This is a genomic window from uncultured Tateyamaria sp. (assembly GCF_947503045.1).
Classification (GTDB): domain Bacteria; phylum Pseudomonadota; class Alphaproteobacteria; order Rhodobacterales; family Rhodobacteraceae; genus Tateyamaria.
In genome coordinates, this window is the sequence record NZ_CANNCF010000001.1 from 768003 (window position 1) to 782985 (window position 14983).

General features: G+C 62.4%; 16 protein-coding genes. 3 read left to right on the top strand and 13 right to left on the bottom strand.

Going from position 1 to position 14983, the window contains the following annotated elements; all coding sequences use genetic code 11:
* Positions 1-3: 3 nt before the first annotated feature.
* The 6 genes from Q1A89_RS03955 to Q1A89_RS03980 all read right to left on the bottom strand — a co-directional run bounded on the left by Q1A89_RS03955 (position 4) and on the right by Q1A89_RS03980 (position 5893).
* On the bottom strand, positions 4-777 hold the full coding sequence (locus Q1A89_RS03955; RefSeq protein WP_299724095.1) for an enoyl-CoA hydratase-related protein: 774 nt from the start codon (positions 775-777) through the stop codon (positions 4-6).
* A complete protein-coding gene (locus Q1A89_RS03960; protein ID WP_299724098.1) occupies positions 774-1940 on the bottom strand; it encodes a CoA transferase in 1167 nt (388 codons plus the stop codon). Before Q1A89_RS03960 ends, Q1A89_RS03955 begins: the two co-directional genes overlap by 4 nt.
* A gap of 13 nt (positions 1941-1953) precedes the next feature.
* Positions 1954-3321 carry an FAD-dependent oxidoreductase gene (locus Q1A89_RS03965; protein WP_299724101.1) on the bottom strand — a complete coding sequence of 456 codons (1368 nt, stop codon included), beginning with the start codon at positions 3319-3321 and terminating at the stop codon, positions 1954-1956.
* Positions 3322-3381: 60 nt separating this feature from the next.
* A complete protein-coding gene (locus Q1A89_RS03970) occupies positions 3382-4185 on the bottom strand; it encodes an ABC transporter permease (protein ID WP_299724104.1) in 804 nt (267 codons plus the stop codon).
* The gene (locus Q1A89_RS03975) at positions 4185-4913 is read right to left on the bottom strand and encodes an ABC transporter ATP-binding protein (RefSeq protein WP_299724107.1); all 729 of its coding nucleotides are present in this window, start codon (positions 4911-4913) and stop codon (positions 4185-4187) included. Before Q1A89_RS03975 ends, Q1A89_RS03970 begins: the two co-directional genes overlap by 1 nt.
* A 71-nt stretch (positions 4914-4984) precedes the next feature.
* Positions 4985-5893 carry an ABC transporter substrate-binding protein gene (locus Q1A89_RS03980; RefSeq protein ID WP_299724110.1) on the bottom strand — a complete coding sequence of 303 codons (909 nt, stop codon included), beginning with the start codon at positions 5891-5893 and terminating at the stop codon, positions 4985-4987.
* A gap of 260 nt (positions 5894-6153) precedes the next feature.
* On the opposite strand from Q1A89_RS03980, the gene Q1A89_RS03985 reads away from it, so the two are divergent.
* Entirely contained in the window at positions 6154-7059 is a 906-nt protein-coding gene (locus Q1A89_RS03985; RefSeq protein WP_299724113.1) for a LysR family transcriptional regulator, read from the top strand.
* A 19-nt stretch (positions 7060-7078) separates the two neighbouring features.
* Here the strand turns inward: Q1A89_RS03985 and Q1A89_RS03990 are convergent, their stop codons facing one another.
* Both Q1A89_RS03990 and trxB read right to left on the bottom strand, forming a co-directional pair.
* Positions 7079-8773: an adenylate/guanylate cyclase domain-containing protein gene (locus Q1A89_RS03990; RefSeq protein ID WP_299724116.1), complete on the bottom strand. Its 1695-nt coding sequence runs from the start codon at positions 8771-8773 to the stop codon at positions 7079-7081.
* A 103-nt stretch (positions 8774-8876) separates the two neighbouring features.
* The gene (gene trxB / locus Q1A89_RS03995; RefSeq protein ID WP_299724119.1) at positions 8877-9872 is read right to left on the bottom strand and encodes a thioredoxin-disulfide reductase; all 996 of its coding nucleotides are present in this window, start codon (positions 9870-9872) and stop codon (positions 8877-8879) included.
* Between the two features lie 197 nt (positions 9873-10069).
* Here trxB and Q1A89_RS04000 point away from each other — a divergent pair, with 197 nt between their 5' ends.
* Positions 10070-10570 (top strand): Lrp/AsnC family transcriptional regulator, encoded by a 501-nt coding sequence (locus Q1A89_RS04000; RefSeq protein ID WP_299724122.1) that lies wholly within the window; start codon positions 10070-10072, stop codon positions 10568-10570.
* 4 nt (positions 10571-10574) lie between these two features.
* Here the strand turns inward: Q1A89_RS04000 and Q1A89_RS04005 are convergent, their stop codons facing one another.
* The 5 genes from Q1A89_RS04005 to lgt all read right to left on the bottom strand — a co-directional run bounded on the left by Q1A89_RS04005 (position 10575) and on the right by lgt (position 14638).
* Positions 10575-11294: a Hint domain-containing protein gene (locus tag Q1A89_RS04005; RefSeq protein WP_299724125.1), complete on the bottom strand. Its 720-nt coding sequence runs from the start codon at positions 11292-11294 to the stop codon at positions 10575-10577.
* A 245-nt stretch (positions 11295-11539) separates the two neighbouring features.
* The gene (locus tag Q1A89_RS04010; RefSeq protein WP_299724128.1) at positions 11540-11680 is read right to left on the bottom strand and encodes a hypothetical protein; all 141 of its coding nucleotides are present in this window, start codon (positions 11678-11680) and stop codon (positions 11540-11542) included.
* Between the two features lie 251 nt (positions 11681-11931).
* Complete coding sequence (pgeF, locus tag Q1A89_RS04015) at positions 11932-12687, bottom strand: peptidoglycan editing factor PgeF (RefSeq protein WP_299724131.1); 756 nt, start codon at positions 12685-12687, stop codon at positions 11932-11934.
* A complete protein-coding gene (locus Q1A89_RS04020; RefSeq protein ID WP_299724134.1) occupies positions 12684-13745 on the bottom strand; it encodes an SAM-dependent methyltransferase in 1062 nt (353 codons plus the stop codon). Before Q1A89_RS04020 ends, pgeF begins: the two co-directional genes overlap by 4 nt.
* Complete coding sequence (gene lgt, locus Q1A89_RS04025; protein ID WP_299724137.1) at positions 13742-14638, bottom strand: prolipoprotein diacylglyceryl transferase; 897 nt, start codon at positions 14636-14638, stop codon at positions 13742-13744. The genes Q1A89_RS04020 and lgt overlap by 4 nt, the downstream gene beginning before the upstream one ends.
* 95 nt (positions 14639-14733) lie before the next feature.
* Between lgt and Q1A89_RS04030 the strand changes: the two genes are divergently transcribed.
* On the top strand, positions 14734-14973 hold the full coding sequence (locus tag Q1A89_RS04030; RefSeq protein ID WP_299724140.1) for an accessory factor UbiK family protein: 240 nt from the start codon (positions 14734-14736) through the stop codon (positions 14971-14973).
* Positions 14974-14983 lie beyond the last annotated feature (10 nt).

The window sequence follows — 14983 nt, forward strand, 5'->3', positions numbered from 1 at the left end:
GCCTTAGCGCCCTTTCCAGACCGGCGGGCGTTTTTCCCGGAATGCCGCCACGCCCTCATCGGCATCTTCGGAGTTCAGGGCCGCGATCAGTTCAGGCGTCTGCCGGGCGAAAGCGTCGTGGACCGGCATGTGTGGCGTTTCGCGGGCCAGCGCCTTGATCGCGCGCAAGGACAAGGGCGCGGCGGCCAGGATGTCCGCGACCCATGCGTCCACTTCGCCGTCAAGCTGGTCCATCGGAACCACCGCATTCACAAGGCCATAGCGCGCCATTTCAGCCGCAGGCACCATGCGCCCGGTCATTATCATGCCCACTGCGATGTTGCGCGGGATCAGGCGTTGCAGCAGGACAATGCCGCCATCCAGCGGCACCCGGCCCACCTTGGCCTCGGGCAAGGCAAAGCGGGCGGTGTCGGCGGCGATGACAATGTCGCAGCCCAAAACCATCTCCATCCCGCCGCCCAGGGCCAGCCCGTTGACCCGCGCGATCACCGGGGTCCTGAGCGTGCGGCGCAGGCTGATCCCGGAAAAGTCGTCGCTGATGCTTTTCCAGTAGTCGACGCCGCTTTTGCCGGTGTCATCTTTCATATCAGCGCCCGCGCTAAAGGCTTTTTCGCCGGCGCCGGTCAGCACGACACATCTGATGTCGGGCGTGACCTCGATCTCGTCCCAAATCTCGCCCAGCTGGCGATGGGTGGCCGTGTCGATAGCGTTCATCCGCTCGGGTCGGTCAATGGTCACCCGCGCCACATGGTCGTGGATGTCAAAGGTGACGCTCATTCAGCGGCCTCGGTGCGCAGGCGCGCGGCCAGATCCTGCAGCACCTCGTCCGTGTGCTCGCCCAGACGGGGGGGCAGGCGGTGCACCTGCATCGGCGCCTCGCTCAGATGTACGGGAGAGCCAACCAGCGTCATGTCCCCCAGCACAGGGTGTTCGATCGGGCAGAGCATGCCGTTGATCTCGGTCTGCGCATCATCCAGCGCGTCGCCGAGCGACCGCACGGGCGCACAAAGCAGGTCCTGCGCCTCGAGCCGCTCCAGCCAATAGGCCGAGCTGTTCGTCGCGATCTGGTCGCGAAAGATCTGCTGCAGGTGCGGCTTGTGGGTGCGCTGTACATCCAGCGTCGGGTAATGGGGCGAGAGATCTTCGATGTCCAGCGCCGCGCAGATGTCCTGCAGCGGATTGGCCTTGAACGCGCCGACAATCACAATTGCACCGTCCGTTGTGTCAAACACGCCTGTCAGTGGCATCGCGGCCCAGTTCAGCACCTCGCGGTGCTTGGACCATTGCGCAGCCTCCTGCATCTGCATGGCGATCATGCTGTCATAAAGAGATACGCCAACCTGCTGGCCGCGCCCTGTTTTTTCACGCATCAAAAGGGCCGCCATGATGCCCTGCACCAGATGCATGCCTGCCGAATAGTCGCACAGCGTCGTGGGATAGATCGACTTGGGAATGGACGGGTCCTGGGTCTTTTCCATGACGCCTGACATGGCCTGCGCCAGCACGTCCTGCCCCCCCTTGTGGGCATAAGGGCCTGTGGGGCCATAGCCCGTGCCGGATGCGCAAATGATGCGCGGATTGATCTGGCTTAGCGCGCCATACCCAAACCCCAGCCGGTCCATGACCCCTGCTCGAAAGTTGTCGACCACCACGTCTGCCGTGCGCACCAGATCAAGCACCTGCTGGCGGCCTTCGTCGGACTTGGTGTCTATCTCAACGGACCGCTTGTTGCGGTTGAGCGATGCAAACACGGCGTTGTTCATCGCCTCTTCGGAGCGCTCGCCAAAGAAGTTGCGGCTCAGATCGCCCGCGCCGGGGCGTTCGATCTTGATCACGTCGGCGCCGAAATCACCCAGCATCTGGGTCGCGCAGGGGCCAAGCATGACTTGGGTAAAGTCAATGACGCGGATGCCGCCAAGAGGCGTGTGTTCTTCTGACATGAGGTGGTCCTTGTTATTCTGCGGCAACAGAGCCGGAGAGCAGCGCATTGGGGGAGGGCACGTCGCCCGGATCGGCCCCTTGCGCCCGCATCTGTTTCTGAATGGCCTTGTGATCAACGTCGCGCAGGGCCTGATCGCTGTTCAGTGCCAAGGCCACGGCCACGCCTGCGGCCTCGCCCTGCGCCTGACAGGGCGGGATCTCGCGGCTGAGCTTTTGTGCATCACTTTCGACCGAATAGTGGCGCCCGGCCACGATCAGGTTGTCGATGCCCTTGGGCAGCAGCGCGCGGTAGGGCGTGTAATAATCGCGCCCGCGGCAGACCGTGTCATCAAAGTAGCGCCGGCTTTTGACGTCATCCTTGTTGACCACATATTCGCCCTGCAGCAGGCGGGTCTGGCGCACGCCCATCTGTTCGGCCGCCCCCAGCATGACCGAGTTTTCAAAGCCGGGGATGTTTTCCTTGGCAAAGGCATGCAGGTTCATCATCCGGTCGCGGCCCTCGCATTCGGCCTTGACCATGTCTTCGACCGATAGGCCGTCATAGCCGGGCATGTGTGGGCAGTTGCACCAGACGATGCCGGGCAGCGGCGTCTTGAGCCACCACATCCCCCAGGCCCCGCCGATCACGCGGCGCGCTTGACGGTCGAGTTTCTTGTATTCTTCGGGTTCGGCAAATTCAAAGGCGATGGCCTTGTCCGTGTCCACATTTGCGATCCGGAACACGGTTGTCACGATGAACTGCCCGTCGGTGTAATCGGCCCCTGCAGCGACGCCGACATCCAGATCGCCCGTGGCATCGATCACGTATTGCGCGCGGATCACCTGACGGCCGAGCTTGGTCTGCGCGATCACGCCGGTGATCTTGCCGCCTTCGCGCAGGACATCGGAAAACCAGCTGTGGGTGCGCAGATTCACATCCGATTCGCGCACCATATCAAGGCTGACCCGCTTCCACGCATCGGGGTCAAAGGCGACCGCGTGGATGATCGGTTGCGGCATCATCGCCTTGTGAAAATCGATGCAGCCCCAGCGCGACCATTTCTGCCACATCTCCCAATTGGTCTGGTGGTCTTCGCGCGGCGGATAGACGGCGGCGTCCTGCTTTTCCAGCCGTTCGACAAATTCGCTGACAATGCCGGTGGTGACAATCTCGTTGCCCTCGTTGACCATGTCATCCAGCACCAGAACCATGCCGCCCGAGGCCATGCCGCCAAGGTGGTGATAGCGTTCGAGCAGGGTCACCGATGCACCGTTGCGTGCAGCCGAAATGGCGGCGGCATGACCGGCGGGGCCCGCCCCCACCACGACGACATCGCAATCGGCGACGACGGGAAGCTCCTCACCCTCGGACTTGACGAATGTTGTGTTGCGATCTGCCATAACAGGTCCTTTCTATTGTCGCCCTGCCCGCAGGCAGAGAAGCGTGGCGGCGTCTGCGCGCTACCAGCGGATGATCAGTTTTTCGGCAATCGAGACGCTGGCAAACAGCAGCACCGACAGGCCGGATGAGACGAAAACGGTTGCGTAAAGTAGCGGCGAGCGGAAGTTGAAGGTGCTTTCGATGATCAGCGCCCCGAGGCCGACATTTGCCCCAATCCACTCGCCCACGATGGCGCCGATCACGCAGGTCGTGGAAGCGATCTTGAGCGCCGAGAACAGGAACGGCAGCGACGAGGGCAGCCGGATTTTCCAGAACACCTCGGATTTGGAGGCCGACAGGATGCGCGCCAGTTCCAGCGTTTGCGGCGACACCGATTGCAACCCGCGCACCATGTTCACAAGCGTCGGAAAGAAGCAGATCAGGGCCGCAATCACGACCTTGGCGGTCATCCCGGGGCCAAAGATCAGCACAAGGATCGGCGCGATGGCAAGGATCGGAATGGTGTTGATAAAGACCGCGATGGGAAAGAACGCGCGCTCGACCGAGCGGCTGTGCACAAAGGCGACGGCGATGAGGATGGCGGTCATGTTTCCGATGAAAAAGCCCGAGATCGCCTCGATCAGAGTGGGCCAGAAATTGCGCATCAACAGTGGGAATTCGGAAACGAAAACGCCTAGGATGTCGGTTGGGGCAGGGGCGATATATTGTGGTACGCCGAACAGGCGCACGCCCACCTGCCAGATCACCAACAGTGCAAAGGCGGTGCCAACCGGCACACCGATATCGATCAGCCGCTGGTGCGTTGCCTTGGACATCCGCGGGGACTGCGCCGCGTCAGTCACGGGTGTTTCGGTCACCGCCATCAGCAGTCCTCCAGGAGTTTGCGCAAACGTCCACAATAAGCGTTGAAATCCGGGGCCTCGCGCAGCGCGATTTCGCGCGGGAAGGGCAGGCCGATCTCGACCACTTCCTTGATGCGGCCGGGGTTAGCTTTCAGCATCAACACCTTTTGGCCGAGGAATATGGCCTCGGGGATCGAGTGGGTGACAAACAGGATCGTCGTGCCGGTTTCTTTCCAGATGTCGAGCAATTGCAAATTCAGATGGTCGCGCGTCATCTCGTCAAGCGCGCCAAAGGGTTCGTCCATCAACAGCAGCTTGGGCTGGCACACCAGTGCGCGTGCAATCGCGACCCGCTGGCGCATCCCGCCGGACAGTTCATGGGGCAGCGCGTTTTCGCGCCCCTTCAACCCGACAAGCTCCAGCAGTTCATGCGGAGTGCGGTCGCCGGTTGGAATGGTGATGCCGCGCTTGCGCCCGATCTCGAGCGGCAGTTCGACATTCTTGAGTGCGCTTCGCCAGGGCAGCAGCGTTGCGTCTTGAAAAACAAAGGCAAATTCCCGCGCCAGTCGCGCGGCCTCGGTGGTCTTGCCGAGGATTTCCACCGATCCGCTGGCCGGTGGCACAAGGTCAGAGACCAGCCGCAGCATCGTGGATTTGCCGCAGCCCGATGGCCCGAGGATGGTCCAGAACTCACCCGCCTCGATATCCAGCGAAATGTCCCGCAGCGCGGTGAAATCGCCAAATTTCACTGACGCCTGCGACAAGGAAGCCGCGATAACGCGACTTCCCTGAGTTTGTGTGTGGCTGCCATCCACTGCGTTCACCCGATTTTTGGACGGGCGTCGGCAGTGGCGTTCAGAACATCCAGCGTCATGATGTCCTCAAGCTTGGGCGCACCGTTGGCGAATTGGCCAAGGGTGTCATAGGTGTCGATCTGCGCCTGCCAGTTCCCGGCATCCATCTGACCCCAGCCGTTTGCGGCCGTCTTGTCGTTGAAGGAAAAGCCCAGAACCAGATCGACAGCTTTCATCTCGCTGTCCTTGTCGAGGTTGGGATACCGCTCGACCAATGCCTCGACCCCTGCAGCGGGATCGGCATGTACAGCGCCCCATCCTTTCGAGATGGCGCGGATGGCTGCGGTGATCTTGTCGCCGTCCTCGTCCAGAAACTTGTCGGTGGTGTAGTAGGGGTTGGCATAAAGCTGGATGCCCGCGTCCCACAACATCATGTCGACCCGCTCGTCGCCCAGAACGGACAGCGCGCCGACATTGGTCTGCCAGCCTGTCACGGCATCGACCTGGCCCGATTTCAGTGCGGCCATGTCGCCGCCCATCACGACAACTTCGACGTCATCTTCGGAAATGCCGTTCTTGGCCAGCAAGGCGCGCAGCAGGATTTGCGCGGTGCCTTGGGTGCCGATCTTTTTGCCAACCATGTCTTTTGGTTCGCGGATCGGGTTTCCGGTCAGGGAAAAGTAGGTGAACGGGTGCTGCTGATATCCGGCCGCCACGCATTTGATCGGCAGCCCGGCAGAGCGGGCCAGCATCAGTGACGGCGAGGACGAGATCGAGGCAAAGTTGTTGGCGCCAGAGGCCACCGAGGCGACGCCGTCGATGTTCGGCCCGCCGGGCACAATCTCCAGCTCAAGGCCCTCATCGGCAAAATAGCCGAGCTTGTCGGCCATCACTTCACCCAGAATACCATTGGATGCGAGCCATCCAAGTTGCATTCGAATTTTGTATCCATCAGCGGCATGGGCGGGTCCGACGGACAAAAATGAACCGGTGCTGGCCAAGCCGGCCATCGCACCCATTCCCGTCAGGACTCCGCGGCGGTTCAAATCGTATTTCGCCATGTGGCTATACTCCCAGTTGGTTTTGATTCTTCGCGCGGTACCTGATGCTAGACATGGCCAAAGCGATGCGCATAGGATCGAATTTGCCACATAGTGATGCTTTTTTTGCATCGCTGCATACGAGGGGATCCACGATGCATGATAAGTTCTTGACATATCTGGATGAAGTCGCCCGCCAGGGGTCGTTCCGAAAGGCGGCTGCCATTCTGAATGTCGCCTCCTCTTCGGTGAACCGAAAGATCATCACCGTCGAAGAGAGCCTCGGCACCCGCATCTTTGATCGCCATGCCGACGGAGTTGAACTGACCGAGGCGGGGGCCGTCTTGCTGGAACATTGCCGCAAGACGATGTTCGACTACCAAAAAATCCTCAGCCGGATCGAAGACATCAGCGAATTACGCTCTGGCCATATCCACATCTCGACGCTGGATTCGGTGGCCCACAGCGTGCTGCCCAAGGTTCTGGACCAGTTTTCGCAAAGCCACCCGGATATCCGCTATACGATCCAGACCGCGCAACCCGAAGAGGTGATGATGGGGGTGGCGGATGGTGAAGTGAATATCGGCATCTCGTTCTGCAACGATCTGCTGCCGGGTGTGCGGGTGCATTCGGAAAAGGCCACGCCGATTGGCGCGATCTTGCGCCCTGATCACCCGATGGCAGAACGCGACGCGCTGGACCTTGCCGACCTGCCGATGTTTCAGGTTGTGCGTTCGTTTGATGGGCGCGCGCGGCAATCCCTGTTCAATGACGCCATTGACGGGGCCGATGTTGAATTGCCCACGCAGTTGATCACGAATTCACTGCCGCTGGCCCGGTCCCTGATCCTCAGCAACCATGGCATAGGCATCTATTCTAAGATCGGCTTTCTCGAGGAAATCGAGCGGGGCGAGCTGCGCTATATCACCGTGCTGTCGCCGGTGCTGAAGGACCTCAAGATCGGCATCCTGACGTCATCGCGCCATCATCCGACCCCGGCCACGCATCTGATGTGCCGCTCTCTGGCCAAGGCGCTCAAGGCGCTCAGGCTGGATTCCTGACCGCGCTCTGCTGAGTGCTTCATGCCGGAACGACCTGCCCCAGACTGGCCAACACATCCCGCAACTGGCGCGCCTCTTTGACCGGCAGCGAGGGCAGGGGGCTGTCGCGGCCCCTGAGCGACAGCGGGATCATGTCTTCCTCTGGCAGAACATGCCCGGCGGCCTGCAGCGTGTCTTGCGAAATCAGGGCCTGCACCTGCAGCTCTTTTGTGCCCCCTTCAAGGCGCGAGGCGGTGTTGACCGTGTCCCCGATCAGAGTGCGCGGGGCCTGACCTGCGGCACCAATTTCGCCCAGAACCACATTGCCCAGATGCACGCCAATGCCGATGGCGACGGGGGCTGCGCCCTCGTCTGCGAGTGTCTTGTTGAACCGTTCCAGCGCGTGGCCGATCCCCTCGACCGCCGTTATCGCGGCACGGGCCGAGGTTTCGGGCGTGTCGGTCTCGAACACCGCCATCAGCCCGTCGCCCATGTATTTGTCGACCGTGCCCCCGGCCTTGAGGATCGGTGGTACGATCTCGTCAAAGAAGCGGTTGAGCAGGAACACCACGTCATAGGGCAATTGCCCGTCCGTGCGCGCAGTGAACCCGCGCATGTCCAGAAACAGCACGGCCAGTTGCGCCTCTTTGCCTTGGGAGGCGTGGGCGCGGCTGCGCTTGCCGTCCGGGGCAAAGACGCGAAACACTGAAACCGGGCCGTTGGGACGCATCTGGCAGGCAAGACGGGCGCCGGGCGGGGCACCGACGGCGGCCAGCGTGCGCCGCTCGGCCTCGGATGGTGGGGGCAGATCATCCAGCCCTTCTTCGACAATCACGCGGCAGGTGGTGCAGCGCCCGCGCCCGCCACAAAGGGCGGTGTGCGCCACCCCGTTGGCGCGCGAGGTTTCCAACAGGGTTTGGCCCCGTGGCGCGCGCACTGCGGGGCCGTCGATATACTGGATCCGGATCGGTTTGCGCATGGCTGCCACGATGCGCCGCACGCCAAAGATCAGCACCGCAAAGGCCAGCAGCGCCCAGACAAACCACGTCGACATCCTGTCGATCTCGGCCAGTCTGGCAAAGCCGTCGGCATCGGGCCACTGCCAGACATCGCGCGCCAGTTGCGCCGCGCGCGCATCCTGCAACAGGCCATCCATTACCCGCGCTGACAGCACAAAGCCGAGGATCGCGAGGGTGGGGACCAGAACCGCGATCCCGGTCAGCCAGGGCAGCACCGCCTGCCACCAGCGCGTGACGCGCAGCCACATGTGCAGGCCGATGCAGCCGTGCACCCATGTGATGATGACCAGCAGCGCCTGCATCCAGCCATCCCACGTGGTCCAGATCAGCGCATTCACATAGCCAAGCATGGTCGTCACGCCCAGCACCTCGTGGGCGGCGCGGGTGTAGATGACGTGGCTGACAAGGATCAGCGGGATGATCAGACCCAGCACGATCTGCACCACATCCCGCAGCGGCATGCGCAGGGTGCGGGCCAAAGCGACCTTGCCCAGCGACAGCGCCATGTGCGCAAACAGCGCCAGCCCCATGATCAGCGTGCCCGCATCCGAGCGGACAATCCAAAGCCGCACGCGCTGAAATGCGTCAAAAAAGTCCGGTGAAATCAGGACTGAAGCCAGGTTAAGCAGGTGCAGGGCCACATAGATCATCAAGATCAGGCCCGATGCGATCCTGATCCGGGTCGCCCAACTGCCACGCCACAGCACGTGTGTCATCCTGTTCCCTCAATCCTGTCTGTTGCCGTCACAGTGGCGTGCGTTGCCGACACGGTCAATCGTGGCCGCGCAGCTTGCTGACAACAACAACTGGAAACCGGATTTATTCAGCCACCGCGCCGTAGCCTACAGGCTCGGCAGTGTCCTGTTCTTCGGGCAGTTCGTTTTCTGAGATGAACCGCTCGGCCTCGAGTGCCGCCATGCAGCCCATGCCCGCCGACGTGACCGCCTGACGGTATTTGTGATCGGTCAGATCGCCTGCGGCGAAAACACCGGGGATCGAGGTTTCGGTGCTGTCGGGCTTGGTCACCACGTAGCCGCCCATATGGGTGTCGAGCACGTCCTTGACCAATTCGTTGGCGGGCGCGTGGCCGATGGCGACAAAAACGCCCTTGGCCGGAATGTCCGTGATCTCGCCCGTCTTGGTGTGGCGCACCTTGACCCCCTCGACGCCCAACGGCGCGTCCGAGCCATAGACCTCGTCCAGTTCGTGGAACCAGAGCGGTACGATCTTGGGGTTCTTTTCGAGGCGGTTGATCAGGATCTTTTCGGCCCGCAGCTCGTCGCGGCGGTGGATCAGCGTGACCTTGGAGGCGAAATTGGTCAGAAACAGCGCCTCTTCGACGGCTGTGTTGCCGCCGCCGATCACCACGATTTCCTGACCGCGATAAAAGAACCCGTCGCAGGTCGCACAGGCCGACACGCCAAAGCCCTTGAACTTTTCCTCAGACGGCAGGCCAAGCCACTTGGCGCGCGCGCCGGTCGCGAGAATGATCGCGTCCGCAACATAGACCGTGCCGCTGTCAGACTGCGCCACAAAGGGACGGCGCGAAAAATCGACCGAAGAGATGATGTCGCCGATGATCTCGCAGCCCATCGCCTTTGCGTGCGCTTCCATCCGGACCATCAGGTCGGGGCCCTGCACCTCGGTGTCGCCGGGCCAGTTTTCCACTTCGGTGGTGGTGGTCAGTTGTCCGCCGGGCTCGATTCCCTGCACAAGGATCGGGTTCAGCATCGCGCGGCTGGCATAGACGCCCGCCGTATAGCCCGCAGGGCCAGAGCCGATGATCAGAACCTTGGTGCGTTTCGTGTCGGGCATGGAGCTCTCCTGGCAGCGGGGACAACGCAGATGATATAGACGCGCGCTGCGGCGGTTTGAACCCCGATTGTGGCAGGCTGGGTTGTGCGCTGTGCATGACACGCGCCCGAGGAAATTTCCGAATGTTGCGCAAATGTGAAATAATATTGCGCAGGCCTGCAAGGCTGCTATAACATCCGCAAAATTAGGGGGCGCAGATGGCAAGCACGCGACTTGATCCGATTGATCGCAAGATACTGGCGGAATTGCAGGCAGATGGTCGCATGACCAATGTCGAGCTTGCCAAACGGGTGGGCATATCCGCACCACCCTGCCTGCGCCGTGTGCGTACTTTGGAAGAGGCGGGCTATATCCGCGGATACCATGCGGATGTGGATGCCCATGTGCTGGGGTTCGAGGTGCAGGTCTTTGCCAATGTGGGCCTCGCCAGTCAGGCCGAGGCGGATCTGAGCGCCTTTGAGGAACGCTGCCGCGCCTGGCCGTTGGTGCGCGAGTGCCACATGTTGAACGGCGAGGTCGATTTCATTCTGAAATGCGTGGCCCCGGACCTGTCCAGTTTCCAGAGCTTTCTCACCGGTGAATTGCTGACCACGCCAAATGTGGAATCGGTCAAGACGTCGCTGGTGATCCGGCAGGCCAAGGATGCCCCCGGCGTGCCGTTTGATGTGCTTGAGGAGCGGCTGGCCAAATCGGCCTGAGCCGTCAGGCCACCAGCGCCTGTTCGGGGGCGCGCGGATGGGCGAGCGGGCCGAAATCCGTGATGTGCGACACACGCGGGAACATCGACAGGAACTGATCGCGCTGGGCGTGGGTCACGTCGCGCGTGCCGCCCATACCGGGGTGAAAGGTTTCGACCATCAACCCGCCCACATCCACAGCCGCATGCCGCGACAGGCAGATGTGAAAGAGGCGCAAGGCCGTGGGTGGCGTCACTTCGATCACGTTTACATTGTCCACAAATGCACCCACGGGCGTCAGCATCGCCGCCCCACCGGTGGCACCGCGCAGGGCGGGCGGGGTCTGCAGAATGCGCGCGCCAGAGCCCAGAGTCACAAAAGATGACGGGCGATTCTGCCCGAAACTGTCGGCCATGACCCGCACCAGCGGCATGCGGCGGTTTGCGTCGGCAGGGATGAAATTGGTTGAGCCGATCCAGGTGACCTCGGCCGGTTCGCCTGATGAGGTGTTGACCCAATCGCCGGGTGCGAGATCCTCGATCGGGATGATGCCATGCGGGCTCAGCAGGGACACGCCGCGGGCAAAGCTGGAAAAGGCGTTTTCAAACAGGGGGATGGCAGGCCCGTTGAAGGTCGACATAAACCGCGAGCCATCGGGGTTCAGCGCCGCCACGTCATAGGCGCGTGTGACGCGCTCTTGAGCGAAAGGCGCGCGCGGCGAGCGCAGGGCAGCAGAGATGTTCATATGTAACCTCATATCGTGTGGTCACATCCGTGTCGGCCCCCACCGACGACGACAGATGGGTCAGAACCATGTGTCAAAGTAATGACGGATAATTCTGAAATTCGCCGCAAATTGTCAATATTCGAGGGACATTGACGACGTAAGGCGCATCAATGATGCGCCTCAGGTCGGGATTGTTGCTGAGCCTTGGGGCTCACGTGCCACATTTTGATTCTGCGGCCGCCATATGAGAAGGGACGCGGCGGTCAGGCCGATTTGCGCAGCACCACTGGCGCGCTGCGCTTGGCGATAAAGGCCGTGCGGCGTGCACCCCGGGCCCAGGGCAGTTGGGGTGTTTCTGTGCCGCTTGTCTTGAGTACGGATTTGATAAAGCGCGATTTAGCCATGCTGCGGAGTCCTCTGATCTGTTTCGGTCGGGTCTGTGGCCCGTCTGATGATCACAATGGCGGGGCAATCGGGCAGGTTTTTGGCGGTTGCTGGGGATTTTAGACAAAAGCGAAAAAAATTTTCGACCAATCAAGGCAGCTAGGGTTTGTTGCGCTGACCCCAGCACATTGGGGTTTCGGACGCTGGATTTATGCGGATTTCGAAACACTGCGGCAAAGCTGGGGCAGGGTCTGCCCTGTCTTTGCCCTGATTACAGCACGATGGCCGAGATCAGCCGCCCGTAATCGGGGTCCTTGCGATGCACCGAACGGCGATAGGAATAGAAGCGATCCGCATCGAAATACGTGCAATGCCGTGTCCACTCTGCCGATCCGACCCCGGCAGCCCGCAGCCGCGCCAGCCCATAGCCGGGCAGGTCAAAATGCATCCGGTCGCCATCACCGCCTGCGAAAAAGCGGGTGTTCTCCGGATCCTCGGCCAGAAAGTCGTCAAAGAATTCCGGACCGACCTCGTAAGCGCGCTGGCTGATCGAGGGGCCGATCACCGCGTGAATCCCGTCGCGTGTGGCGCCAAGCGCGACCATTGCATCGACCGTCGCCTCAAGCACGCCTGCCATCGCCCCTTTCCAGCCCGCATGGGCCGCACCGATCACTCGGGCGGTCTTGTCGGCAAACAGCACCGGTTGGCAATCCGCCGTCAGCACCGACAGCGCAAGGCCGGGCGTGGCGGTGACCAGCCCATCGGCGCGCGGCTTGTCGGTTTGCGGACCATTCACCGCGACCACATCCGCCGAATGGACCTGATGCACCCCGGCCAGATGGTCGCTGTCCACCCCGAGGGCGGCGGCGACGCGGTCGCGGTTGATGGCCACGATCTCGGTCTGGTCCGAACTGCCGGTGCCGCAGTTCAGCCCCTCGAACACGCCCGAAGACGCCCCGCCCTTGCGCGTGAAAAAGCCGTGCCGCAGGGGCGCGAGGCTGTCTGAGGTCAGGATTTCAAGCGTCATGGCTCCAGTCCCGGCGGTGGTGAGGCTTGGGCTGGATAGAGGCCCAGCACCTTGAACAGAGTTCCCATTTCGTCCGGGTGCGTCAACCGCTCATGTGCCGCAATATGCGAGGTGAGCCTGTCGCCCTCCATGTGAGAGGCCAGTGCCCGCGCCCGTTCAGTGATGCCCAGCCGTTCCAGAAAGAGGCCCTGCGGGGTCAACCGGGTGTGGGCAGCAGGGGCGGCGGCGCGGGCCAACGCCTCGAAATCCACATGGGTGGTCAGATCGGCGCTGCCGGGATCAGTCAGCGGGTCGGTTGCCGCGTGCCCGCGCAGCGCCTGCAGCGTGTCGCCAAGGCTGCGCCAGTCGCCATAATCGATGATCAGCGCAGCGCCGCCATGGGTCGCGATCCGCGCGCCGATCTCTGAGGTGATGGCACTGGCGGGCGCGCACCATTCCACGAGGTCTCCGTCGCGCGTGTCCTCAAGGCGGTGATCGAGTGCGGGCTGCGGGCCGACGGGGGACAGGCCAAAGGTCAACTCCTCGCCCTGCAGCCCCACGCAGCGTTCGCGCCACCCTGCGCCGTCGCGCTGGAACTGGCGCACGGGCAGGGCGTCAAAGAATTCATTGGCCACCAGCCACAACGGCCCCTCCGGCAGGTCGGGAACGCTGTTGACCCATGCAGGCTCGGCGTCGTGCAGCATTTCGCCCTGTCGGGCCTTGAGCACGGGTGACGCCTCGATCAGCACAACTTGCGCGGCGGCGGCAAAGCCCGGCACACGGGCCGTGGCGCGCAGGATGTCGGCCATCAATGTGCCACGTCCGGGGCCAAGCTCGGCCAATGTGAACGGGGCAGGCGCGCCCTGATCGAGCCAGCTTTGCGCAAGGCTGAGGCCCACCAACTCGCCGAACATCTGGCTGATCTCGGGCGCGGTGGTGAAATCGCCCGCAGCGCCCAAGGGGTCGCGCGTGCTGTAATAGCCCTTGGTCGGATGCAGCAGGGCCTGTCCCATGTAATCGGCCAGCGTGATCGGCCCCGCGGCTGCGATGCGCGCCGCCAGATCACGCGCAAGGCTCATGCGCTGACAACACCTACGCGGCGCGCACGCCGGATCAGGAACAGGCCCAGCAGGATCATCGGCAGCGACAAAAGCTGACCCATTGTCAGCCCGTAGCCGCCGACCTGCCAGGCCAGACCCAGCGGGTTGGCGGGGCCGACAAACTGGGCATCCGGCTGACGCACGATTTCGACCGCAAAGCGGGCCAGACCGTAACCTGCCAGAAAGGTGCCGCAGACCAGGCCGGGCCGCATGAACGCGCCGCGCCGCCAGACCATCCAGAGCAGCAGGGCGAGCAGCACAAACCCCTCAAGAAACGCCTCATAAAGCTGCGAAGGGTGGCGCGCGCAGGCCCCCACGATCTGCGGGCAGTATTGCGCTGCATCGCCAGGAAAGATCACGCCCCAGGGCAATTCCGTCGGACGGCCCCACAATTCGGCATTGATGAAGTTCGCCATACGTCCAAGCAACAGCCCCGGCGGCACGCCGAGCGCGATTGCATCGGCGGCGCTCAGCTGCGGGATACCGTGGCGCCGGGTGTAGATCCAGGCCGCCAGCACCACGCCCAGAAGACCGCCGTGAAAGGCCATACCGCCCTGCCAGATGGCCAGGATTTCCAGCGGATTGTTCAGATATACGTCCGGTTGATAAAACAGCACATAGCCCAAGCGCCCGCCCAGAAGGACACCCAGAATGATCCAGGTCAGCATGTCCTCGATCTGGGCCGGGGTCATCACGGGCTGCTGGCCGGGCCAGAGGCGCGGCGCCTTGACCGTCATCACCACCAGCCGCCAGCCGATGACAATGCCCACGATATAGGCCAGCGCGTACCACCGCAGCGCAAGCTCCATTCCGAAAAGAGAGATCGAAAAGATCTCGGGCGAGATGTCGGGGAAGGGGAGCAAAGCTTTCATATGCGTCTCAATGCCTCTGGCTTTGGACAAGGTCAAGCTTGCCTCGGGCCAGTGTGATGCCCATATAGGGTGCAGCTTTGAACGGGAGACGACAGATGCAGGCACGTGGCAAGATTTTCGACGACATCTCGCAACTGATGACCAATGCGATGGGCGTGGCCCAGGGCGCACGGGACGAGGCCGAGACGGCGATGAAGTCGATGATGGACCGCTGGCTGGCAGATCGTGATTTCGTCACCCGCGAGGAATTCGACGCGGTGCGCGCGATGGCGCAAAAGGCGCGTGAAGAGAACGAGGCGCTCAAGGCCCGTCTGGATGCGCTTGAGGGCAAGTGATCCGGCGGAG

What these genes read in the sequence shown, in the direction of transcription:
- lgt (WP_299724137.1), bottom strand. Translation starts at nt 14,638, where the DNA reads ATGAAAGCTTTGCTCCCCTTCCCCGACATCTCGCCCGAGATCTTTTCG.
- Q1A89_RS03960 (WP_299724098.1), bottom strand. Translation starts at nt 1,940, where the DNA reads ATGTCAGAAGAACACACGCCTCTTGGCGGCATCCGCGTCATTGACTTT.
- Q1A89_RS04030 (WP_299724140.1), top strand. Translation starts at nt 14,734, where the DNA reads ATGCAGGCACGTGGCAAGATTTTCGACGACATCTCGCAACTGATGACC.
- Q1A89_RS03955 (WP_299724095.1), bottom strand. Translation starts at nt 777, where the DNA reads ATGAGCGTCACCTTTGACATCCACGACCATGTGGCGCGGGTGACCATT.
- Q1A89_RS04005 (WP_299724125.1), bottom strand. Translation starts at nt 11,294, where the DNA reads ATGAACATCTCTGCTGCCCTGCGCTCGCCGCGCGCGCCTTTCGCTCAA.
- trxB (WP_299724119.1), bottom strand. Translation starts at nt 9,872, where the DNA reads ATGCCCGACACGAAACGCACCAAGGTTCTGATCATCGGCTCTGGCCCT.
- pgeF (WP_299724131.1), bottom strand. Translation starts at nt 12,687, where the DNA reads ATGACGCTTGAAATCCTGACCTCAGACAGCCTCGCGCCCCTGCGGCAC.
- Q1A89_RS04000 (WP_299724122.1), top strand. Translation starts at nt 10,070, where the DNA reads ATGGCAAGCACGCGACTTGATCCGATTGATCGCAAGATACTGGCGGAA.
- Q1A89_RS03990 (WP_299724116.1), bottom strand. Translation starts at nt 8,773, where the DNA reads ATGACACACGTGCTGTGGCGTGGCAGTTGGGCGACCCGGATCAGGATC.
- Q1A89_RS03970 (WP_299724104.1), bottom strand. Translation starts at nt 4,185, where the DNA reads ATGGCGGTGACCGAAACACCCGTGACTGACGCGGCGCAGTCCCCGCGG.
- Q1A89_RS03965 (WP_299724101.1), bottom strand. Translation starts at nt 3,321, where the DNA reads ATGGCAGATCGCAACACAACATTCGTCAAGTCCGAGGGTGAGGAGCTT.
- Q1A89_RS04020 (WP_299724134.1), bottom strand. Translation starts at nt 13,745, where the DNA reads ATGAGCCTTGCGCGTGATCTGGCGGCGCGCATCGCAGCCGCGGGGCCG.
- Q1A89_RS03985 (WP_299724113.1), top strand. Translation starts at nt 6,154, where the DNA reads ATGCATGATAAGTTCTTGACATATCTGGATGAAGTCGCCCGCCAGGGG.
- Q1A89_RS04010 (WP_299724128.1), bottom strand. Translation starts at nt 11,680, where the DNA reads ATGGCTAAATCGCGCTTTATCAAATCCGTACTCAAGACAAGCGGCACA.
- Q1A89_RS03980 (WP_299724110.1), bottom strand. Translation starts at nt 5,893, where the DNA reads ATGCAACTTGGATGGCTCGCATCCAATGGTATTCTGGGTGAAGTGATG.